At 71.6% G+C, this 20,407-nt stretch carries 15 protein-coding genes; 7 read left to right on the top strand and 8 right to left on the bottom strand.

All coding sequences use genetic code 11. The features are described 5' to 3' along the window. Positions 1 to 199: 199 nt before the first annotated feature. Together ACZ7MY_RS27925 and ACZ7MY_RS27920 are read left to right on the top strand one after the other, a co-directional pair. Entirely contained in the window at positions 200 to 4,096 is a 3,897-nt protein-coding gene (locus tag ACZ7MY_RS27925; RefSeq protein WP_499605924.1) for an nSTAND1 domain-containing NTPase, read from the top strand. Between the two features lie 152 nt (positions 4,097 to 4,248). Next, positions 4,249 to 5,133 (top strand): C40 family peptidase, encoded by an 885-nt coding sequence (locus ACZ7MY_RS27920; protein WP_499605922.1) that lies wholly within the window; start codon positions 4,249 to 4,251, stop codon positions 5,131 to 5,133. Positions 5,134 to 5,234: 101 nt separating this feature from the next. On the opposite strand, the gene ACZ7MY_RS27915 is transcribed toward ACZ7MY_RS27920, so the two are convergent. After that, positions 5,235 to 5,492 (bottom strand): hypothetical protein, encoded by a 258-nt coding sequence (locus ACZ7MY_RS27915; protein ID WP_499605919.1) that lies wholly within the window; start codon positions 5,490 to 5,492, stop codon positions 5,235 to 5,237. 1,146 nt (positions 5,493 to 6,638) lie between these two features. Between ACZ7MY_RS27915 and ACZ7MY_RS27910 the strand changes: the two genes are divergently transcribed. Further along, positions 6,639 to 7,067 (top strand): hypothetical protein, encoded by a 429-nt coding sequence (locus ACZ7MY_RS27910; protein ID WP_499605917.1) that lies wholly within the window; start codon positions 6,639 to 6,641, stop codon positions 7,065 to 7,067. A 207-nt stretch (positions 7,068 to 7,274) separates the two neighbouring features. Here the strand turns inward: ACZ7MY_RS27910 and ACZ7MY_RS27905 are convergent, their stop codons facing one another. From ACZ7MY_RS27905 to ACZ7MY_RS27885, 5 genes are all read right to left on the bottom strand, one after another. Continuing rightward, the gene (locus ACZ7MY_RS27905; protein WP_499605915.1) at positions 7,275 to 7,898 is read right to left on the bottom strand and encodes a hypothetical protein; all 624 of its coding nucleotides are present in this window, start codon (positions 7,896 to 7,898) and stop codon (positions 7,275 to 7,277) included. Positions 7,899 to 8,130: 232 nt separating this feature from the next. Further along, positions 8,131 to 10,146 (bottom strand): HEAT repeat domain-containing protein, encoded by a 2,016-nt coding sequence (locus ACZ7MY_RS27900; protein WP_499605913.1) that lies wholly within the window; start codon positions 10,144 to 10,146, stop codon positions 8,131 to 8,133. A 197-nt stretch (positions 10,147 to 10,343) separates the two neighbouring features. Further along, entirely contained in the window at positions 10,344 to 11,447 is a 1,104-nt protein-coding gene (locus ACZ7MY_RS27895) for a Gfo/Idh/MocA family protein (protein ID WP_499605911.1), read from the bottom strand. Between the two features lie 73 nt (positions 11,448 to 11,520). Beyond that, positions 11,521 to 12,720, bottom strand: coding sequence for a cysteine desulfurase-like protein (locus tag ACZ7MY_RS27890; RefSeq protein WP_499605909.1), 1,200 nt, complete (start codon positions 12,718 to 12,720; stop codon positions 11,521 to 11,523). Between the two features lie 201 nt (positions 12,721 to 12,921). After that, the gene (locus ACZ7MY_RS27885; RefSeq protein ID WP_499605907.1) at positions 12,922 to 13,536 is read right to left on the bottom strand and encodes a TetR/AcrR family transcriptional regulator; all 615 of its coding nucleotides are present in this window, start codon (positions 13,534 to 13,536) and stop codon (positions 12,922 to 12,924) included. Positions 13,537 to 13,635: 99 nt separating this feature from the next. Between ACZ7MY_RS27885 and ACZ7MY_RS27880 the strand changes: the two genes are divergently transcribed. Then, positions 13,636 to 14,586, top strand: a complete 951-nt coding sequence (locus tag ACZ7MY_RS27880) for an NAD-dependent epimerase/dehydratase family protein (protein WP_499605905.1) — start codon at positions 13,636 to 13,638, stop codon at positions 14,584 to 14,586. A 187-nt stretch (positions 14,587 to 14,773) separates the two neighbouring features. Here ACZ7MY_RS27880 and ACZ7MY_RS27875 read toward each other — a convergent pair whose 3' ends face one another. Next, entirely contained in the window at positions 14,774 to 15,064 is a 291-nt protein-coding gene (locus ACZ7MY_RS27875; RefSeq protein ID WP_499605903.1) for a hypothetical protein, read from the bottom strand. 309 nt (positions 15,065 to 15,373) lie between these two features. On the opposite strand from ACZ7MY_RS27875, the gene ACZ7MY_RS27870 reads away from it, so the two are divergent. Continuing rightward, complete coding sequence (locus ACZ7MY_RS27870) at positions 15,374 to 15,994, top strand: SMI1/KNR4 family protein (RefSeq protein ID WP_499605901.1); 621 nt, start codon at positions 15,374 to 15,376, stop codon at positions 15,992 to 15,994. 134 nt (positions 15,995 to 16,128) lie between these two features. On the opposite strand, the gene ACZ7MY_RS27865 is transcribed toward ACZ7MY_RS27870, so the two are convergent. After that, positions 16,129 to 18,039 carry a hypothetical protein gene (locus tag ACZ7MY_RS27865; protein WP_499605899.1) on the bottom strand — a complete coding sequence of 637 codons (1,911 nt, stop codon included), beginning with the start codon at positions 18,037 to 18,039 and terminating at the stop codon, positions 16,129 to 16,131. Positions 18,040 to 18,399: 360 nt separating this feature from the next. Between ACZ7MY_RS27865 and ACZ7MY_RS27860 the strand changes: the two genes are divergently transcribed. Both ACZ7MY_RS27860 and ACZ7MY_RS27855 read left to right on the top strand, forming a co-directional pair. Further along, positions 18,400 to 18,684, top strand: a complete 285-nt coding sequence (locus ACZ7MY_RS27860) for a hypothetical protein (RefSeq protein WP_499605896.1) — start codon at positions 18,400 to 18,402, stop codon at positions 18,682 to 18,684. A 643-nt stretch (positions 18,685 to 19,327) separates the two neighbouring features. Then, positions 19,328 to 20,128, top strand: coding sequence for an alpha/beta hydrolase family protein (locus tag ACZ7MY_RS27855; RefSeq protein ID WP_499605894.1), 801 nt, complete (start codon positions 19,328 to 19,330; stop codon positions 20,126 to 20,128). Positions 20,129 to 20,407 lie beyond the last annotated feature (279 nt).

The following is a 20,407-nucleotide window of genomic DNA, read 5'->3' as shown; positions in this document are numbered from 1 at the left end:
GGCCGACTGCCCGCGGGCCACCGCCCTCACCTGGGGACACGCCCCGCCCGGGCACCGCAGCGACGCACGTCCGGAGCCGTCGACCCGGCTCCGGACGTGCGTCTTTGCGCCACAGCGCACGAACGCCGGGATGTCCCAGCCGTCCCCCCAGTAGCCTTGACGTGCGCCGTTGCACGGCCGTACCGCCCGGGGGGACAACGTGGTCGACCCACACCACGCGACCGAAGCAGACCACCACGACGCGGGGAAACCGGATGCGCCGACCACGCACTCGTTCCCCGAGCGATTACGACGACTCCGCCAGGAACGCGGCCTGTCGCTCGCCGACCTGGCCCGCAGGACCCACTACAGCAAGGGCTACCTGAGCAAGATCGAGACCGGTGCGAAGCGGGCGACCGTCGACGTCGCCCGGCTCTGCGACCAGGTACTCGGCGCCGAAGGGAAGTTGCTCGAGCTCGTCGAGCGCGCGCCGCAACGGCCGCCGGGGCCGCGCGAGGACGCGGACGGCACCGGCGCGCAGTCCCAGGGGGCGTGTCCCTACCGGGGGCTGTCGGCGTTCGGTCCGCAGGACTCGGCGTGGTTCTTCGGCCGGGAGCGGGCGACCGCCGTGCTGATCGAGCGGATCTTCGAACGGCTCGGCAGCGGGCCGCTGATGCTCGTCGCGCCGTCCGGCGCGGGGAAGTCGTCCCTGCTGCACGCCGGTCTCGTCCCGGCGCTGCGGCGCGGTGACTTCCCGATGCCGGGGGCCGACCAATGGCCGGTGGTGACCCTCACCCCGATCGCGCGGCCGCTCGAGGAACTGCTGGAGCGTACCTCCAAGGCCCTGGGCGAGGACCTCGGTGTCACCGCCGAGCAGCTCCGGCGCGAGCCCGCCGCGCTGCCGGCGGCCATCCAGGCCCGCCCGGGCGGGCCACCGGCCACGCCCGGGGAGCGGCGCCCGCCGCCGTCGCGTCCGGTGGTGATCGTCGACCAGTTCGAGGAACTCTTCACCGCCTGCGCCGACGAGGACGAACGACGCGCCTTCGTCCGTGTGCTGGCCGCCCTGTCCGGCCCACCGCCGACCGCGGACCCGCACACCCCCGGCATCGTGGTCCTCGGGGTCCGCGCCGACTTCGTCGGCAACTGCCTCGACCTGCCGGAGCTCGCACCCGTGTTCACCGACGGGCTGTTCGTCCTGCGCCCGATGTCCGAGGTGGAACTGCGCGCCTCGATCACCCGCCCCGCGGAACTCGCCGGACTCACCCTGCAACCGGGACTGCTCCCCCTGCTGCTGCGCGACGCCGGGCTGCACGTCGAACCGGGCACCACCCGCGGCAACGGCAACGGCGACGAGACCGCCTCCGGCGCGCTGCCCCTGCTCTCGCACGCCCTGCTGGCCACCTGGCAGCAACGCGAGGGCGCCGAACTGACCGTCGCCGGGTACGAGCGGGCCGGAGGGATCCAGGGCGCGATCGCGCGGACGGCGGAGACGGTGTTCGCCCGGCTGTACCCGGCGGAACAGCGCACCATCCGCCGCATCCTGTCCCGCCTGGTGTTCGTCACCGACGGCAGCGGCGTCACCCGCCGGCGCGTGAACAGGGTCGCGCTGATGGGGCAGTTCACGGATGCGGAGGGGGCCGCCGCCGCGCTCGACGCGTTCGTACGGGCCCGGCTGATCACCCTGGACCGCGACACCGTCGAGATCACGCACGAAGCGCTGCTGCGGGCATGGCCGCGGCTGCGCGACTGGATCCACGCCGACCGCGCCGGACTGCTGCTGCACCAGCAACTGGCCCACGCCGCCGCCGCATGGGAGAGCGAGGGCCGCGACCCCTCCGCGCTGTACCGCGGGACCCGGCTGGACGTCGTACGCACCTGGGCCGACGAATCCGACGGATGGAGCCGCCTGAATCCGGGCGAGGCGGAGTTCCTGCGGGCGAGCCAGGCCGCCGAGGACGGCCACCGCCGGCAGCTCGGACGCCAGGCCCGGCTGCGGCAATACCTGCTGGCCACCCTCGCCGTCCTGCTCGGGCTCGCGGTCACCGCCGGAGGCCTCGCCTACCAGCAGCGCGAGAGCGCCCGCAGCCAGGAACGCGTCGCGCACTCCCAGGCCCTCGCCGTTCGCTCGGCCTCCCTCGCCGGCGGCCGCCCCGAGGCGTCGATGCTGCTGGCCGAGCAGGCCTTCCGCACCCACGACACCCCCGAGGCGCGCGGCGCCCTGCTGAGCACCCAGTCCCAGCCGTTCGCCGCGCGGCTCGACGAACACCGCGGCCCCGTCAACACGGTGGCCTTCGCCCCGGGCGACAAGCTGCTCGCGACGGGGAGCACGGACGGCACGGTGATCCTGCGCAGCGTCCCCGGACACCGCACCGTCGCCGTACTGCCGGTGCGCGGGCCGGTGCGGTCCCTCGCCTTCAGCCCCGACGGCCGCACCCTCGCGGCGACGTCGACGAGCGGACCCGTCCAGCTCTGGGACGTCACCCGCCGCCGCATGACGGCGACCCTCCCGGCAGCCACGCGGGCCGCCCGCGCGGTGGCGTTCGCCCCGCACGGGCGGGAGGTGGCCGTCGCCACCTCGGGCGGCACGATCGAGGTGCGCCGGAGCACGGGCGCGCACCGCGTCACCGCCTCGCTGCCCGGTCACCGGGGTACCGTGCACGCGCTGTCCTACGCCCCCGACGGCCGCACCCTCGCCTCCGCCGGCACCGACCGCACCGTACGCCTGTGGGACCTGCGCCGCGCCCGCTCCCTCGACGTGCTGCGGGGCCACACCGACGGGGTGCTGGGCGTGGCGTTCTCCCCCGACGGCCGCGCCGTGGTGTCCGGCGGCATCGACCGGACGGTGCGGCTGTGGGACGTGCGCACCGGCCGCCTCACCGCGACGCTGTCCGGCAGCAGCGACGACATCAACGCCGTCACCTGGACACCCGACGGCGCCACGGTCGCCGGCGCGGTCGGCGACGGGACGACGCGACTGTGGGACGTGTACAGCGGGCGCCAGACGGGCGTGCTCGCAGGCCACACCGACTACGCGCTCGGCGTCGCCGTCACCTCCGACGGCGCCCTGCTCGCCACGGCCGGCTTCGACCAGTCCGTGGTGCTGTGGAACCTCGCCGGCCGGGCGCTCACGGCCCGCCCGTTCACCGAGGTGTGGCAGGCCCAGTACAGCCCCGACGGCAGCCTGCTGGCCACCGCCGACACCGACCACACCGTGCGGCTGTGGGACGCGGGCCGGCGCCGGCTGGCGGCGACCTTGCGCGGCCACACCGAGACGGTCTTCTCGGTGGCCTTCGCGCCCGACGGCCGCACCCTCGCCTCCGCCGGCTCCGACGGCACCGTCCGGCTGTGGGACGTGGCCGGGCACCGACTGCTGGACACCCTGCCGGGCCACACCGGGCAGGTCTTCGCCGTCGCCTTCGCGCCCGACGGCCGCATCCTCGCCTCCGCCGGCAGCGACCGCACAGTCCGGCTCTGGGACACCGCGGACGGCCGCCCGCTGGCCGTGTTGACCGGCCACGAGGACTACGCCAACGACGTCACCTTCAGCCCCGACGGACGCCTCCTCGCCAGCGCGGGCGACGACCTGACCGTCCGGCTGTGGAACGTCACCACCCACCGCCGGCTCGCAACCCTCACCGGCCACACCGGCGCGGTACGCGGCGTCACCTTCGCGCCCGACGGCCGCACCCTGGCCAGCAGCGGCAACGACGGCACCGTCCGGCTGTGGGACGTACACCGCCACCGCACCGAGGCGACCCTGACCGGCCACGTCGGCTCCGTGCGAGGGGTTGCCTTCTCCCCCGACGGCCGCACCCTCGCCAGCAGCGGCACCGACCGCACCGTGCGCCTGTGGGACGTCGGCGCGCGCCGGGGGTGGGCGACGCTGACGGGGCACACCAACTCGGTGTGGAGCGTGGTCTTCGCGCCCGACGGCCGCACCCTCGCCAGCAGCAGCACCGACGGCACCCTCCGGCTGTGGGACCTCGACCCGCAGGCCCGGCTGGCCGCGATCTGCCGGCTGCGCGCGGGCCTGGACGCCCGCGAGCTCGCCGCCCTGCTGCCCGGTGTCCCCGCGTCCGAACTGCCGCGGACGGCCGCCTGCCCCCGCCGGGGGTGACGGCCGCCTCTCCAGGTGGGCGCGGGTTTCCCGAAGGTTTCCCGTTGCCCACCGCAACGGGGCGACGCCCCGCACCTCGACGGGCCCAGGGCGCGGCCCACAGGCTGCTGTCCGACCAGTTCCGCACACCACCAGAAAACGGGGATCCCGGCATGGCCCACCGGACCAGAGTCGTCCACACACTGATCGCCCTGCTCGCCCTTCTCCTCGCCGCGCCGGTCGCGACCGCCGCCGCCGGCCCGCCGAACGCTTCGGGGCGGGAAGCCGCCGCGTGCGGCGCCCTCGCCCCGGGGGCCTCGGCGGCCGCCGAAGCCGCCATCGCCGCCGCCTGCGCCGAGGTGACGGCCGGCACCTGGTACACCTGGGGCGGCGGCCACGGCGTCCAACCCGGCGCCACCTACGGCCAGATCGACCCGACCGACCCCGACAGCGCGCACGACCCCGAGCGGCTCGGCTTCGACTGCTCCGGCCTCGTCCGCCACGCCTACGCCCGTGCCGCCGGCTCGGACATCCTCAACGGCACCGCCAGCACGCAGTACTACACCCACCGAGCGGCGAACCGCTTCACCGCCGCCCAGGGCCTGGCGCCGCTGCTCCCCGGCGACCTGCTGGCCTGGGGCCGTTCCGACGACCTGCACCACATCGCCATCTACCTCGGCGCGGGCAAGATGGTCGAGGCCAAGGAGTCCGGCACCCGCCTCATGGTCAGCGACGTCCGCCTGGGCGGCGACTACTACGGCGCCGTCCGCGTCAACACCGGTACGGTGACCGGCCACATCCACCGCACCTGGGGCAGCGGAGTGTGGACCAAGCAGGCGCCCTCGCTCAGCGCCGGCCGCGTCTACGCCTTCCCCGGCCCGACCACCATCCGCGTGCAGTGCCAGAAGCACGCCGAACGCGTCGATGCCGAGGGCTACTCCAACGACGCCTGGGCCTACCTGCCCGACTACAAGGCCTGGATGACCAACATCTACATCCAGGGAGCCGCCTGGCTCGTCGGGGTCCCCGACTGCAACACCGCACCGCCCAAGCCGTGACGCACCGGGCGCCGGTGGCCGCTGCCAAGCGGCCACCGGCGCCCGCACCGTCGTGCGTCCTGTCGTAAGCCCGTTCGTGGTCGCTTGCTCGCGTTCCGAGGTCAGGCGGCAGGGACCGGCACGGCCACCGGTTCGTCCTGGCCTTCCCAGGTCACCCAGACCTGCGCCGGGATCCGGCTGCCGGCCACGCCGGCCATGATGAACTCGGTGGCCCCGCCGGGGTGCACGACTGCGTCCTCCGGAACGTTTCGCACGATCCGGTTCATCCGCGCGCGGTCCATACGGACGCCTGTCGCGATGGCTGTGCCGGTGTTACGGAGCCGGTACAGCGACTTCCCGACCTGCTCGACCTGCCACACGACGTCCTGGCCTTCGGGGCGGGTGCGCCGCGGTGGGACCACGATGCTGCCGGGGACGCCACCGCCAGGACGGCCACCTGGTCGGCCTCCGGGGCGGCCGCGGCCGTCCCGGCTCTCGTACCCGCCGCCGGGCCGCACGGCCATCTGCCGCACGATATGGCCGGAGCGTACCTTTCGGTACGGACACGTACGGTGGGCCGGGGCACGCTCAGCTGCCCACGACCTCGAGCGCCCCGCCGGTCCGGCTCTCGTGCAGGTAGGCGCCGGATTCCGTTTCACCGGATGAAAAGGGGCGGATCAGTGTCTGCCGACCCCGTCGACGGTGCTTGGGGAGCAGCCGTTCAGTCGCCAGGGTCCGCTGCTTGCTGCCAGCAGGTGCGAGCTCGCTCGGTGTCACCCTGATCGTGCAGGAGCGCGGTCATTACGGGGGGGGATTCCGGCGTCGGCCGGCCCCACCCTCAAGCCCCGGCGACGACGGCGTGTCATCACCTCACCCCCCGCCGTCGCCTTCCCGGCGGCGACGGAACAGGATCAACGATGTTGCCGTATTGCTTCCTCGACCCTTCTCCGGGCCCGCCGTATCGCCCATGGGCCGGCCATCAGGCCCGCAAGAACAATCACACCCGCACTGACCAAGGTTTCGGTCCACGGTGTCCTGCTCTGCCTGCACACCACGATCGTCGACGTAGCAACCACAGCGTTGAGCCCGAGCAGGATCGCCCAGAGGCGCCCCTTAGGCGTGGACATATCAGACATAGGCCGTACCTTAGAACTCGCAACACGATCGTGCGGCCCAGTCACCATAGTCCTGTCGTGGTGGCGCCTGGGAACGTGGCCCTGGATCGTGGGTGACGGTTCCCAGCGGGCAGCGCGGCGGGGTCCATAGGCCTCGCGGTCGAAGGCCGGTGGTCTGCCGTCCGTGGCTGCGCCGCCGTTTGCGGTGGTCGGCCTGGTCGGTGGGGTGTGGGATCACCACCCGGATCCCGCGCCGCCGTGGGGGCCATGCGTGGCCCCCAGCGCCTCCTGCTCGCGGACGCTCCGCTTACCGCAGCCGGGACGACGTCCGTGCCGTGGTGGTCGACCGGGGGGCTGCCGGTCACTGCCGGCGGGTCGTATTCCCTCCGCGGCACCAGCTACGCTCCCGGCGTGACCAGCAACAACAATGAGATCACGACGGTCGATCCGGTGGGCGGCCGCCCATGGGACCTGGCTGCCGAGACGGCTTCACTACAGCTCGTGTATCTCGTTCCCTTGGGGATTTTGGTGCTCGTTGCGTGGTTTCTCGGCCAGCTCCACGACGCTCTCAAGCCGCTCACCATGGTGGTGGTTGTCGGAGCGAGCCGGCCGGTAGTCGACCTGTGCCGGAAGCGTCCCCGAGGCTGGCGCTCGGGCATCGCCACAGCCTTCGCCATCGTCGTGGGCCTATCGGTGCTCGGCAGCATGCTCGGGGCGCAGATCTCGACAAGCGGCGAAGATTTCGGAGACAGCCTGGGCTCCATTGCAGGTCTACCCATCGGGGCCGCTGTTCTCGCGTGGAGGGTGAACCACGCCTGCACACCTCCCTCGGGGGCGTGACACCGCCCGCGGGGCCACGATCCACACGACGGCGGTGGTATCACCGGTGGCGTCGTTCCAGCCGTGCAAGCAGGCGGGGCGGGAGCCGCCAGTAGCCAAGAGACGAACTACCTGACCGCTGCCCTCGATTGCCGCGCAGCATGACAATCCGACATCCCCCGTCGGCGCCTACACGAACCGGATCCAGCGAACGAGAATGGCGGCCGGTCAGCCGCGAGGGCCGCGGGCGTCCTTGTAGCCGAGTTCGAGGTAGCGGGTGCGAGTGCTCCAGGAGCCGAGGTCGGGCGTATTCGCCAGGACGTCGTGCCAGGGCTCGGTGCCGGGAACGGCCGCCCCACTGGAGGCCGCAACCTTGCCGGGGGCCGCCTTACCGGAAGCGCCCCTCTCCTCGTTCGCGGGGAGCAAATGGCCGGGACGCCCGGCCCAGAGCCGCAGTCTGGACCGCGCCCTGGACTCCGGAACCGGCTCCCACAGACCCGCCGAGAACATGCCGGCGAGCTGGTTTATGGCGATGAAGCTGGCCAGGCCGCCCTCGGGGTCGGTGCGGTCCGGGCGCTCGGTCAGGGCGTGCCACAGGATGTACAGGTTCGGTATCCGCACCTCGGGCTGGAATCGGTACACCAGCCGCTCCAACCTGATCGAGCCGATGCGCGGCAGCTGCACCTTGGTGAGCGGGACCACCTCGCGCTCGCCGCCGGTCCAGGTCAGCGTCTCGTTACGCCCCATGAAACCGGGCTCGGCGAAGACCGTGACACGGAGGTGCTCCCGGCGATCAGGCCTGCGGTTGTGCAGCAGGCCCGCGCCGACGACAGCGCCGCTCACGGAGGCCATACCGGCCAAGAACATTCTGGTCTTACGGTTCATCGGGACGGGGCACCTCCCTCTCGGCAACACAGCCGCCTCAATCATGCGCCACACATGTTGTGTTGAGCTACCGTCAAGTTCAGTACCGCGGAGGAGCGTTCCCCATCGATGCCCGCACCCGCAGGGATGAGTACGGGCTGCCGGACTGGGACCAGAGGTCCCTCACCGGCCACCAGGCACCGTCGGTGAGGCCTGGGGGTCAGGCGAGGCGCATCAGGACGGCGCGGCAAAGGCGCTGCCGTTCCTCGTCGCCGGCGACACCTGTGAAACGGCGGGACAGTGCCAGTTCCGCCCGGATCCGCGGCAGGGCTGGTGCGGCAGCCGGTCCCATCACGTTCAGACACCTCAGATCGTGGGTCGAGGTCGCGCCGTTCTTCTCCCAAGCAGCCAGCAGCGTCGACATGACGACGCCGGCTTCGGCCTCACCTGCGATGTTCCACAGGGCCGCCGCGGCATGGATGCGGGTCCACTCGTATCCGCTGCTGTGCAGCATCTGCCTCAGGCGCGGCACCGCGGACCGGGCGGGCGGACCGATCCGGCCGAGGACATCGGCCGCCTCGTGGCTGCGGTGACTGTCGAGCAGGGCTTCCAGGTGTGGCAGGACGCCGACCGCGTCCCCTTCCAACTCCCACACCGCGGCGGTGGCCGCTGTTCGCAAAGCCACGTCCTGCGCGTCGGTCAGCGGGCGGACCACATCCAGCGCCGGTGCGGCCTCAGGGCCGAAGGACGCGAGCGCCTCCACGGCGGAGACGGCGGTAGACCACTGTTCGTGTCGGACCGCGGCAGTGACAGCGTCCGTGAGTGCCGGAACGGCAGCCGAATCGCCCAGTTCGGCCAGGGCGGACATCAGGGCGCCGTTGCTCATGGCGGACCACTCACCCGAGAAGTCGGTGTCGGTCAGACGCCGGGTCAGCCGAGGCACCAGCTCGGCGGCCCCGGATCGCAGATGGCCTGCGACCTGTACGGCACGCCAGGCGTCGCTGTCGGTGTCCAGCGCCGTCAGCAGGTCCGGCAGGGCTCGCACGTCTCCCATTCGCGCGAGCGCCATGACGGCTTCCTGGTGGGCGCGGCGCAGCAAAGGATGGGGCGTCGCCCATACGTCGGGTCCGTGAGCGGTGCGTTGTGCGATGACATATGCGGCGAGGGCTTCGCGGGCCGGCTCCGAGACGGGCAACATGCCTGCCAGGCTCTCCGCCGCTGCGGCGGCGGTGTACGGGTCCTCAGGCAGCAGACACTCCGCGATGAGCATGACGAGGCCGGCGTGGTCTCCTCTGAAGGAGCCGACCAGCTCCTTGGCCATGCGGATCGCGTCGTAGCGGGTGGCGGGATCCGGGTTGCGCAACTGTTCGCCGAGCAGGGCCATGCGCTCGGGCAGACGCTCGTCCAGTATCCCGTGGAGGCTGCTCAGCAGGGATGTGGTGGGCGCGTGGGTGCGGTTGTGCCGTTCGAGGTCGGCGAATGCTGCGGCTATCTGCGGTGGGACGTCCTGGGCTGTCACAGTTCCGGTGTCGGCAGTACACGCGCACGCCCCGGAACCGGTTCGGCATCTCTTGTCATCAGTCCCGGTGCGCGGTGCGGCGGTGAGCCGGCGCAGCAGATCGATCACCGTGGAAATGGTGCTGTCGGTGATGCTCGCCGGGGCGAAGCGGGCCCGGTGCACGAGGCCCGCAAGACGGATGTCGGGGTCCCCGCTCGTGTCGTCGGCCAGGGTGTCGAGCCATGCCGTGACGGAGTCCCGTGTGGCGGGCAGGCGCAGCGCAAGATTTGCCGTGGTCCGGACGACCAGCACCCGCTCGGCCATTTCGCTCTCCGCCCGCAACCGGTCCCGCAGGATCGCGACCGCGCGGTGGGCGTCGTCCAGGAAAAGACCCAGGCCCTCGATCGCTGCCTGCCGCACGCGCGGATCCGGATCCGACGCGTAGGAGACGAAGGCGCCCGCGCGTTCACGCATCATCGCCGCACCGTCCTCGCAGGCCGTCGACGCAGTGCCGTCCGGCGCGAAGCGGATGCCTTCGCCGCGGTCGAGGGCTTCGCGGCCGATGCTCAGCAGCAGCTCGACGACCGAGGCAGGGTCGGGAGTCGCGGGGTCATCGGCCATGTCGAACAAGAACGGCAGGCTCGCGACCGTACACGGATACACGTCCCCCTGGTGGTGGGCCGCGCTGTAGAAGGCGCCGAACGCCTTCTCCCTGACCTCGGAATCGGGCGAGGTCATCTCCCGAAGCACGCCGGAACATCACCGGCCGGCCCGTACGCGGTGCCCATGGACGACCAGTCGACGCTGTCCAAATCGTTGATCATGACCGGCACTATGCCCGAGCGCACTGACACCGGGCCCTCGTGAACGAGGCTGGGATGCTACCGGTCAGTGCGCCGCGGACGGGCGCGAAGGCGGCCGGGCGGCCGGCGGGATCAGCGGGCCGCCCAGGCCTCCACCGCGGTCGTCACCGGCGCCCCGGTGAGCGCGGACTCCTCGACGGCCAGTGCCAGCAGATGGTCCTGGCAGGCCTCGGCCAGCGGATACGGTTCCGGGCCGGTGTCCCGGACCCAGGCGCCGGTGCGGCACAGCAGGTCCACCACGGCGAGGTCGTCCTCGGACAGGCTCGCGCCCAGATAGTCGTTGCGCCAGACCACCCGTCCGTCGAACGAGATGTGGTGCACCTCCGCCCCTTCGAGGTTGAGGTCGGTGCCGGTGCGGCGGCGCAGCAGCGGGGACTCCACGGGCGTACGCGGATCGGCCATCCGCACCACCGTGTCGTCCACGATCTCGCCGAGCGATCCGCGCACCACCATCCGGCGGGCGCGCAGCGGATTCCACCACTGGTTGTCCGTGAAGTCGTACAGGCCCGTGCGGCCCCCGCCGAAGTCCAGGAGGGCGAGCGTGGTGACGGCGTCCTTGGGCGTGAGGTCGTCCGACCAGCCGCCCGGGGACAGCGGGTCCGCGAGCGGGGCGGTGAAGGCCCGGGCCGTCACCGTCACGGGCCCGCAGCCGACGCCCAGAGTGTGCCGGATCAGCGACATCGCGTGGTACATGTGCGTCGAGGACACCTGGACGGACGTGACCTCGCCGATCACCCCCTCCTGTACGAGGGCGATACGGGCGGCGTGGCCGGGCATCAGCGTGTACTGCTCCGCGACCTGGACGAGTGCGCCGCCCCCGGCGCGCGTCGCGCCTCCCACGGCATCCCACAGACTCCGGAGCCCGTTCACGTCGGGCGCCGGCGGTGTCTCCGCGAGGACCGGCACCCCGTGCTCGACGAGTTCCCGTACGACCTGGGGCGTGACATCCCACGGCACCGACGGGATCACGAACTCCGGTCCGCTGCCGCACAGTTCGTCGACCGTCCGGAACGCGGGCACCCCCCACTCCGCCTCCACCTGGGCGGCTCGTTCGGCCGAGCGCGTCACCACGCCGGCCACCGCCAGCCGTTCGGGCAGCGCCTTCGCCAGCCGGGTGAAGAACTCGGCCCGCCATCCACTGCCGACGATGCCGAACCGTATGGGTGCTGCGCTCACGTGTCCGCTCCTTCGCGCGTCCGGGGCGCGAGTCTAACCCGGCGATCTGTACCGTGCGCCGCCGCGACGCAGTTCAACCGGCAACCTCCGCGACACCGTCGATCAGCCGCTGCACGTCCTCGCCGTCGACGTACACGGCGAGCCCCGCACGCACCGCGCCGGTGTCGCCGAGCCCCAGCAGCCGTGATGCCTCCAGCGCGTAGAAGTTGCCCGCGGGGGCGTTCACACCGCGCCGCGCCAGCCGCTCGTAGACCTCCCGGCCGGGCACTCCCTCCACGGAGAAGAACACCGTCGGCGTACGGCGTGCCGGCGCGCCGTACAGCCGCACCCCGCCGATGCCCGACAGCCCCTCCAGCAGCCGCCCCAGCAGCTCCTGCTCGTATGCCTCGACCGCTCGCATCGACTCCAGCACCCGGCTGCGCCGGTCGCCCGCGGAGGACGCCAGTGAGGCGATGTAGTCCACGGCCGCGGTGGTGCCGGCGAGCATCTCGTACGGCAGGGTGCCCAGCTCGAAACGTTCCGGCACGGCATCGCTGGAAGGCAGCAGCTTGTCCGGTCGCAGTTCCTCCCACCGTCCGGGATCGGCGACCACGACACCATGGTGGGGGCCGAAGAACTTGTAGGGCGAGCACGAGAAGAAGTCGGCGCCCAGGGTTGCCAGGTCGACCGGCGCGTGCGGCGTCAGGTGCACGCCGTCCACGTACAGCAGGGCTCCGACGTCGTGGACGGCCGCGGCGATCGCCGCCACGTCGGGGCGTGTGCCCAGCAGGTTCGACGCCCCGGTGACGGCCACCAGCCGGGTCCGGCCGGACAGCTGTTCCCGCACGGCGTCGACGTTCAACTCACCGCTCCTGGGGTCGAACGCGACCCACCGCACCACCGCGCCGGCGGATTCCGCGGCCTGGATCCACGGCCGGATGTTGGCATCGTGGTCCAGGCGGGTGACGACCACCTCGTCACCGGCCGTCCACTGCCGCGCCAGAGCACGGGAGACGTCGTACGCCGCCTGCGTCGCCGACCGGGTGAAGACGACGCCGCGCGGCTCGCAACCGAGAAGGTCCGCCATGGCCTGCCGCGCCTCCTTCACGACCTGCTCGGCACGGCGCTCCGCGGCTGTCACCGCCCCCCGGTTGGAGATGCCCGAGCACATCACCGCGGCCATCGCCTCGGCGACCTGGCGGGGTACCTGTGAGCCACCCGGCCCGTCGAAGTGGGCCACCTTTTCCCTCAGCGCGGGGAAGTCGTCACGGATTCGCAGGACGTCGAGATGCATGCCCCTATCCTGCCGGAGCCCGGATCCCGCACGGGGCCGGGTCGCCGGGACGGACCCGGCCTCGCGGCAACCGGCTGCATGTGAGCCTGGCGCGTAAGCGCCTCGAACTCCAAATCCGGCAGCAGCTGGAGCTCCGCCGGCCGCGAGAGCACGTGCCGCTACGACAGGTGCCGTGGCTGCGGCGTAGGAATGTCAGGGTCGTCACGGTCCGTCGGTGGTGGGGGGTTGGCGGCAGCCACGCAGGTTGTTCTCCAGAGCGATGCGCCAATGGTGGTCGGCCTGCGGAGCCGTTCCCAGCGCCCCACGCAGTTCCAGGCTCGCCAGGCCGTGGACCAGGGCATTGAGCTGGACGGCGATGTCGTACGGGTCGGCCGGGACGAACCGGCCAGCCTCCATGCAGCGGGCTACGGTACGGGTCAGGGTTTCGAAGGTGCCCTGAATCTGGGCCAGGGCGGCCTCGTCGGGCCGGAAGTCCGCCACGGGCCGACTGAACATGAGTTCGTACAGGTGCGGATTGGCCTTGGCTGCGGCTCGGTAGGCGTACCCCAGCGCCATGAGCTCGGCTTCCGGATCGCCGTCGGAAGGCACCCCGGCAAACGCTTCGGCCAGCCTGGCAAACCCCTCCAGGAACATCGCCTGCAGCAGGCCCGCCTTGTCTCCGAAGAGGTTGTAGACGGCCGTTGTCGAAGCGCCCACCTCCTGCGCGACCCGCCTGGTACTCAGGGCTTGCGGACCCTCTTCGGCAAGCAGGCGGCCCGCCGCGTCCAACAGGTGTCGGCGAAGCTCGTCGTAGTCGCGGATGCGTGGGCGGCCCATGGTTGACAAGGGTAACGCAACGATGTTTCATAACGCCGTTACTAAATATCCTGTCTCCCTGGCGAAACCGAGCCAGGAGGGCGAGAACAGGAGGGGTTCATGTCCGCGGGATCCGAACTGCACGTCGTTCTCGGCGCCAGTGGCGCCGTAGGCGGCACCGTCGTCAAGGAACTCATCACAAGAGGCCGCCGTGTCCGTGCGGTGAACCGCAGCGGCCGGCTCGCCGTGCCGGACGGCGTCGAGGTCATGCGCAGCGACATCGCTTCGGTCGACGGAGCGGCGACAGCGTGCGCCGGCGCCTCCGTCGTGTACCACTGCGCCGCGCCGCCCTACGACCGGTGGGGTCACGAGTTCGCGGCGCTGACCGACACGGTCCGCAAAGGCGCGGCGGCTGCGGACGCCAAGCTGGTGTTCGCGGACAACCTGTACATGTACGGCCCCGTGACCACACCCATGACCGAGGACATGCCGTACGCGGCCGGCAACCCCAGAGGGCGCGTCCGCGCCGAGATGGCGAACTCGCTGCTGGCCGCTCATCAGGCGGGCGAACTTCGCGTCGCACTGGGCCGGGCATCCGACTACTACGGTCCTGGCGGCGTGAACAGCATCACGGGCACGAACGTGTTCGCCGCAGCCCTGCAGGGCAAGGTCGCACGCTGGGTGGGTTCCCTGGACCAGCCCCACTCGCTCAGCTACCTGCCCGACTTCGCCAAAGGCCTGGTGACCCTTGGCGACGATGCGCGGGCCGACGGCCTGGCCTGGCACATCCCCACGGCAGACCCCCTGACGGGCCGCCGGTTCCTGGAGCTCGTCTTCGCGCAAGCGGGCCTGCCCGAGAAGTTCGCCGCCGTCAGCCGCACGATGCAACGAGGTCTTGGCCTGGTGAACTCGACCGTCCGTGCCCTCGGAGAATCCTGGTACCAGCGCGACCGTCCCTTCGTGAGCGACGCCACCAGGTTCACGGACACTTTCGGCCCACTGCCGGCGACGCCCCACCCACAGGCCATCGACGCCACCCTCGCCTGGTTCCGGACCACGCTGGACCGCTGAGGCCCGTCTTCATGAGCACGGCCCAGCACCAGGGGCAGCAACCGGACGCACGGGATGTGGTGGGTCACCGCATCCGGCAGCACGGCCACCTGCGGCCTGCCTGGCCGGCGCCGCCGACCAGGCAGGCCACACCAGTCCATGGGTCGGCCACGAGACGACCCGGGCGCAGGAGACTTCATGAGCATCCTCAGTGCTCACGGATCCTCGACCACCACCAACCGCCCACCGTGAACGCGTTCATCGGAGCAGGATTCGGCAAGGTGCGACGCTCGAACTCGTCATCAATGCGGGCAACCAGCCGACCGAGGTCGCGCCGGGCACCGCAGGGGAGGTGAAGCATGACCTCTTCCAAGTCATCGCGGGCATACTCCACCTCCAGTCCGGGCTGCCAGACCTGGGACGCCTTCAGATAACGGCCGGTTTGCCTGAACGCCCACTCGAAACGGGCGAGCGCATCAGCAACTGCACCAGGCCACATCCGCTCATCCTCGACACGGCGGACAGCTGCACGAGTCCTCGCGGAAACGCCCCGAATCCGCCGAACCACAACGTGTCTGCGAGGCCGCCACCGCTCAGCGCGGACGGCCCCCGGGCGCTTACGCGGCATCGCCCTTTCTGATCAACATGCCGTCATCCTGCCACGCACGAGGCCGGCCCCGCAGGCACCATCGAGACCCCGCTACCCGGAGGCGCTCCTGTGCCCTCCGGCAGCCGTTCTACCCACCCTCGGATGCGGCTCGGTGGGCCCGATGAGTAGAGTCTCGGAGACGAGAGAAGAGATCCTCCGATGGACTCCCGCATACGCCGCATACGCTCCGAGCTGGCGAAGATGCCGTACCGGGCACGCCGTAGTCACTCTATCTGCGAGGAACGCCACCAGTTCCGCCTCGGCCCACGCATCAGCCCTTCAGAAGCCGACGCCTTCGAGACCGAGCACCACGTTGTGCTGCCGGCGGCCTACCGGGCGTTTCTCATCGGACTCGGGGGCAGTGGTGCCGGCCCCTTCTACGGTCTTCTTCCGCTCGACAGGTGCAGGCTGTTCACGATGAACCCTAAGCCTGCGGGTGGCGGCCCTCGGGGATTCGCTCATGCGGACCGCTCCGACCCGATGCACGGTGACCTGTTCCTCCACATCATCGAGATGGGCTGCAGCGATCTGTGCCTCATCGCTGTGACGGGTCCCCTTGCCGGCCGTGTGGTCACCGGCAACGCGGATGGCTTCTGGCCCCCGAACGTCTCCTCGGCACCGGATTTCCTCAGCTGGTACGAACGCTGGCTCAACCACATGCGCGGCGGCAAGGACAACGCCGCGCTGGGGCTGGCCTCCCCCGGGATCGTCGCGAGCGCCCCATGGGGCCCCCGGGCCACCGCCCAGAAGGTTCCGCGTTCGCGCACGCCGGGTCGTTGACGGCACGCCGACGCAGCGCCCGGACCACCACACCCCGCACGTACAGGTCATACGCGAGCGCTCGGTCCGCAGACCCGCGCACGGCCATGGCAAGGGCATCGGACCGGCATGGCCTGCGTGCGGGGCGCCGGTGTTCAGCGCCGGACTGCCGCGGCCATGGCAAGGATGCGGTACAGGACGGGGACCGGGATCGCCGGGTTGGTGACCGCCTCGCTCGCCGTGTCGCGGTCGTGCAGCAGCCCGGCCAAGACGCGGGCCGGCAGCCGCGGACTGCGCACCGCCGCGCCGCGGACGTAGCCTTCCGGGTCGTTCAGCAGCCGCACCGCGTCGGCCGGTGACAGCCGGGGGTCCTCAGCCGCGCGGCGGCGCACCTCGGCCTCGGGGTCCCGGGCCAGGCGTGCGACGTCGGCCGGTGTCGACTCCGGATCGTCCAGGGCCAGACGGCGCATCCGCGCGCTGGGGTCGGTGATGTGGCGCAGCAGGCCCGTACGGGGGAAGTTGGGGTGGCTGCGGGGCCGGCCGGGGTGGCTGAAGCTGCCGTCCCACCAGCGCCAGACCTCCAGCAGCAGGTCGGCCGGCGCGTCCTCGCACGATTCGGCGAGGAACAGGCGGACCACCCGGTCCTCGTCCTGCGCCAGGCGCGCCAGGACGTCCGGCGGGAGGTGCCGGGCTCGGGCCACGCTGCGCCGGACCAGCGGGTGGGACGACGCGGCGAGGCGGCGCATCGCGTCGGCGTCACCGTGCAGGTCTGCCACCCAGGGCAGGGTGTGCGACAGCAACGCCGGGTCGAAGTCGTGGCGTACCGCGGCACGTTGCTCCTCGGCGAGGTCGGGGCGCACTGCCACCACGGAGCGGATGTCGTCCTGCGGATCCTCTGCCAGCAGGGCGACGCCGCGCGCGCTCAGGCCCGGGTTGGCGGCCAGCGCCCGGCGTACCTCCGCGTCCCCGTCACGGACCAGCTCCGCCTCCAGCCCGGACGCCAGGCGGCACCGTTCGAGTGCGCGTCGCGGGTCGGGCAGGGCGGCGAAAACCTCACGGGGCATGGGTACACCGGTGTGGTGGGCGAGCAGCGCGGCCGTTCGCACCACGGAGTCGGTGTCGGCCACGAGCCGCTCCTGCAACGGCACAGCGAGGTCCTTCCACCGGGCACAGGCCGCCGTCCGCACCCGGGGATCGGCGTCGGCCGCCAGGCCGGGGAGGTATCGTGCGGGGAGCCCCGGGAGTTCGGCGGCTTGCGCGCGGGACGGGCCGGCGAGGAGGTCGTCGTACAGGTCCTCGGGGAGTTCGGCGCCCCAGATGCCGGCGTGCTCCGCCCAAAGCACGCGCCGGTTCGGCGACGGCTCGGCGCGAATCAGGCGTACCCACTGGTCGGAGGTGAGCTTGGGCCGGAAGGTGTCGGCGGGCCTTGACCGCACCCGCGGATCGGGGTGCGCCACGGCGGCGTCGAGGACGGCGGGCCGGTCGCATCCGTGCAGGAAGCCGACCTCCACATCGAGCAGCCGGATCAGCAGGTCGTCCGTCGCAGCCGGATTGGAGCCGATCCCCTCCGCCCAATGCAGTGGCCACGCGGGCCGGCCGGGCACCGCCGCCCACACCTCGGCGCGCTCGGCCTCCGTCTCCAGCCCGGCGGCCACGGCGGCCTCCTCCAGCCGCTCCGGCAGCCGGTCGAGGGCGGTCACCCGAGGCCCTTCCTCGCCGGGCACCTCCGCCAGCAGGACCTGCCCGTCGAGGGAGAGCGCCACGAACCCGGGGTCGCCGGTCAACCCCGGCACACCACTCCCGACGTCCCGGACCCTGGTCCACCAGGAGTCGTTGCCGCCGATCCGGTGCCTGAGGACGGCCACCAGGAACTCACCGTCGGCATCGCGAAGACGGCGCCACCACGCGGCATCGAGTGCTTCGCGGGCCCCTGCGTCCGGCGCCGCGATCCCTCGCGCGATCCGCCAGCCGACCTCCGGCGGGAACACGCTGCCCGGGCGCACGTCCTCGACGACCGTGAGTCCGGCGCGTACGAGCAGATCGTGGAGTTCCTGCTGCCGTTGCACCCGGTCATGATCCCCGCCCACTCCCGCCGAGACAAGGTCCCCACCCTCGGGCCCAACCCGCCCGCGCCCACCCACAAGTCACCTATCGTGAGGTCGTTCCGCGGGCCCCGCCCAAGCAACCGGATCCGGACCACACCTCGAGCACCGGCAGACCCATCCCATGATCCGCAGCGCGGCCCGCATGGGCACGGGGATCGGCGAGGCGTCCTCACCAGGGCTTGCCTCCGTGGCGGCGTCGCAGACCGGGTGGGCAGGACTGTCGTTCATGAAGCGGGTGCTCCTTCCCGGTCGGGGCCGACGCGAGGTGCCCGTCGGCAAGGTGGTGGCATCACAGTCACGGGGATCGGATAAGTTGCCCCGATGAGTGACACGGACCCGCTGGTGCCCGTCCTTGCCGGACTCGTCGTCGACGTCGTCTGGTTCCTCGACAGTTGCGAGGACGACGAGGTCGACCCCGACTCCGCGGTGAAGATGATGGAGAGCGTGAGCTGGGTGCTGGGGCAGCTGCCGCCGGACCAGCACGATCGCTTCCTGAAGGTGCTCGCCGACCTGGCCGAGGCTGAGCAGGACCCGGGCCGGAGGGAGTTCCTGGAGGCTTTCCCCTTTGCCAGCGGCCTGGTCGACGACCAGGACGACCGAGGTTGAGCCGAAGCCTGACCAGGCACAGGTGCCGCGCTGACAGACGTGCGTCTCGCCGCGGCGAACCAGTTCCTCCCGGTCGTGCTCGCCCTGGTGCTCCAGAGCCCAGAGAAGGTCACCCTCGGCGAACCGTCCGACCGTCGCCGCGGTGCGCATCGCGCGGGCGAGGTCGGCGGCCCTGTGAGGCTTGGCGAGCGCGACCACGTCGGCCGTCTTCGGCCTGATCCGGAGGCCACCACTCACTGGGGCCTCGACCAGCCAGGCCGCCGTCCTCGGTGCGATCGCCGGGAACTGGGCTCGGCCCGGTTCCTCGGCTTCGGGCACCTCATGCCGTGGACCCACCCCGGCCGACACGCGGCGGAGCGTGAGCGACGCCGGGTGCCTCCACAAAGGGGGCGGTGTCCTCCGTCACATTCTCCAACCTCATGGCGGCTCCGACGTCTCTACGCATGGACGGGTCACCGAACCCGTCGACAACGCGTCCAGAGAATTGACACCGCACCCTCAGGAGGACTCCTTGCCCTGGAATCGCCGCGCCCGTCATCGCATCGCAGCGCTGCCCCTGGTTGCTGCTGCCGCGGTACTCGGCGGTTGCGCCTCGACTGCCCCAGTGCCGGCGGCGGACAGGAGTCCGTCCCCAAGGGAGTCCGTGGTCGTCCACCCGCAGGAATCGGGGACCGCCGTCACCGAGAAGCCCGCTGTCACCGAGAAGCCGGTGGAGTACCCGGCGTCGGCCCCCGAGTCCACCGTGCGGACGCGGTCAGGACACCTCGTCAACGAATGTGTTCCCAAGCGCCTGCACCAGTACGTCACCACACTGACCACAAAGGACGGCAAGCACCTCTCCACCCTGATCCTGGGAAAGGGGCCCGACGCCGTCTACTTCGGGCACCAGTACGGAGGTCAGATCTGCAACTTCCTCGACCTCGCCGAGGAGTTCGCCGGGCGCGGCTACCGAGTGATGCTTCCGGAGTTCCGCAACCATGTGGCCTCCGAGAAGTCCGCCGCTTCCAGCTCCCTGGACGCGAAGGCCGCCTTCGACAAGCTGAAGGCCCTCGGAACGAAGCGCGTCTTCCTGGCGGGAGCCTCCTGCGGCGGAACCACCGCGGCCACGCAGGGTGTGGAAAGCGGCATTCCCATCGTCGGCCTGGCTCTGCTCTCCTCACCTGCACGTTGCGACGGCGACGCCGTGGCGGCGGTGAAGAAGATCAAGGAACCCTCCCTGTTCATGGTCGCGCACGACGACATGCAAGGAGGGCACGAGCGGCAGATCCGGGAACTCTACGAGGCATCCGCCGCACCGCAGAAGCGCCTCGTCGCGATCGACGGCGAGGAGCACGGAACTTTGATGCTGTACGGATCCAAGGAAGCCGACCAGCGGCGCAGCTTGGTCGTCGACTTCATCGTGAACGCCTACGCGGCCGACGACGAGGCCGGCGTACACGACTGACACGCCCACTCCCGGCACTGGCCGTACGGCACCTCGCCGGTCTCCCCCGTCGCCACTCGCGTCGCACGCCAGGAAGGCCCGACCGTACGATGCGCACCAGAGCGGGCGGTGAGCGACGGGCAGCCCCAGGGGTGGCGGCCTCGGCTGGGCGGGCCGGACCGTGACCTGGGACGCTGCACGGTGAGCGCGCCGGCGAGTAAGCCCGCAAACCGTCGTAACAGGGTTCACATCAGATGCGTCCCGTGTCTGGGGCACCCCTGGTTCGAATGGCGCGACCAG

The sequence above is a fragment of the Streptomyces sp. NPDC111520 genome (assembly GCF_055635295.1).
This window is presented reverse-complemented; position numbering and strand designations above follow the sequence as displayed.

Excerpts from the sequence above, each read along its gene's own strand:
- ACZ7MY_RS27875 (WP_499605903.1), bottom strand. The coding sequence starts at position 15,064 with ATGTGGCCTGGTGCAGTTGCTGATGCGCTCGCCCGTTTCGAGTGGGCG.
- ACZ7MY_RS27860 (WP_499605896.1), top strand. The coding sequence starts at position 18,400 with ATGAGTGACACGGACCCGCTGGTGCCCGTCCTTGCCGGACTCGTCGTC.
- ACZ7MY_RS27870 (WP_499605901.1), top strand. The coding sequence starts at position 15,374 with ATGGACTCCCGCATACGCCGCATACGCTCCGAGCTGGCGAAGATGCCG.
- ACZ7MY_RS27905 (WP_499605915.1), bottom strand. The coding sequence starts at position 7,898 with ATGGCCTCCGTGAGCGGCGCTGTCGTCGGCGCGGGCCTGCTGCACAAC.
- ACZ7MY_RS27900 (WP_499605913.1), bottom strand. The coding sequence starts at position 10,146 with ATGACCTCGCCCGATTCCGAGGTCAGGGAGAAGGCGTTCGGCGCCTTC.
- ACZ7MY_RS27920 (WP_499605922.1), top strand. The coding sequence starts at position 4,249 with ATGGCCCACCGGACCAGAGTCGTCCACACACTGATCGCCCTGCTCGCC.
- ACZ7MY_RS27885 (WP_499605907.1), bottom strand. The coding sequence starts at position 13,536 with ATGGGCCGCCCACGCATCCGCGACTACGACGAGCTTCGCCGACACCTG.
- ACZ7MY_RS27890 (WP_499605909.1), bottom strand. The coding sequence starts at position 12,720 with ATGCATCTCGACGTCCTGCGAATCCGTGACGACTTCCCCGCGCTGAGG.
- ACZ7MY_RS27880 (WP_499605905.1), top strand. The coding sequence starts at position 13,636 with ATGTCCGCGGGATCCGAACTGCACGTCGTTCTCGGCGCCAGTGGCGCC.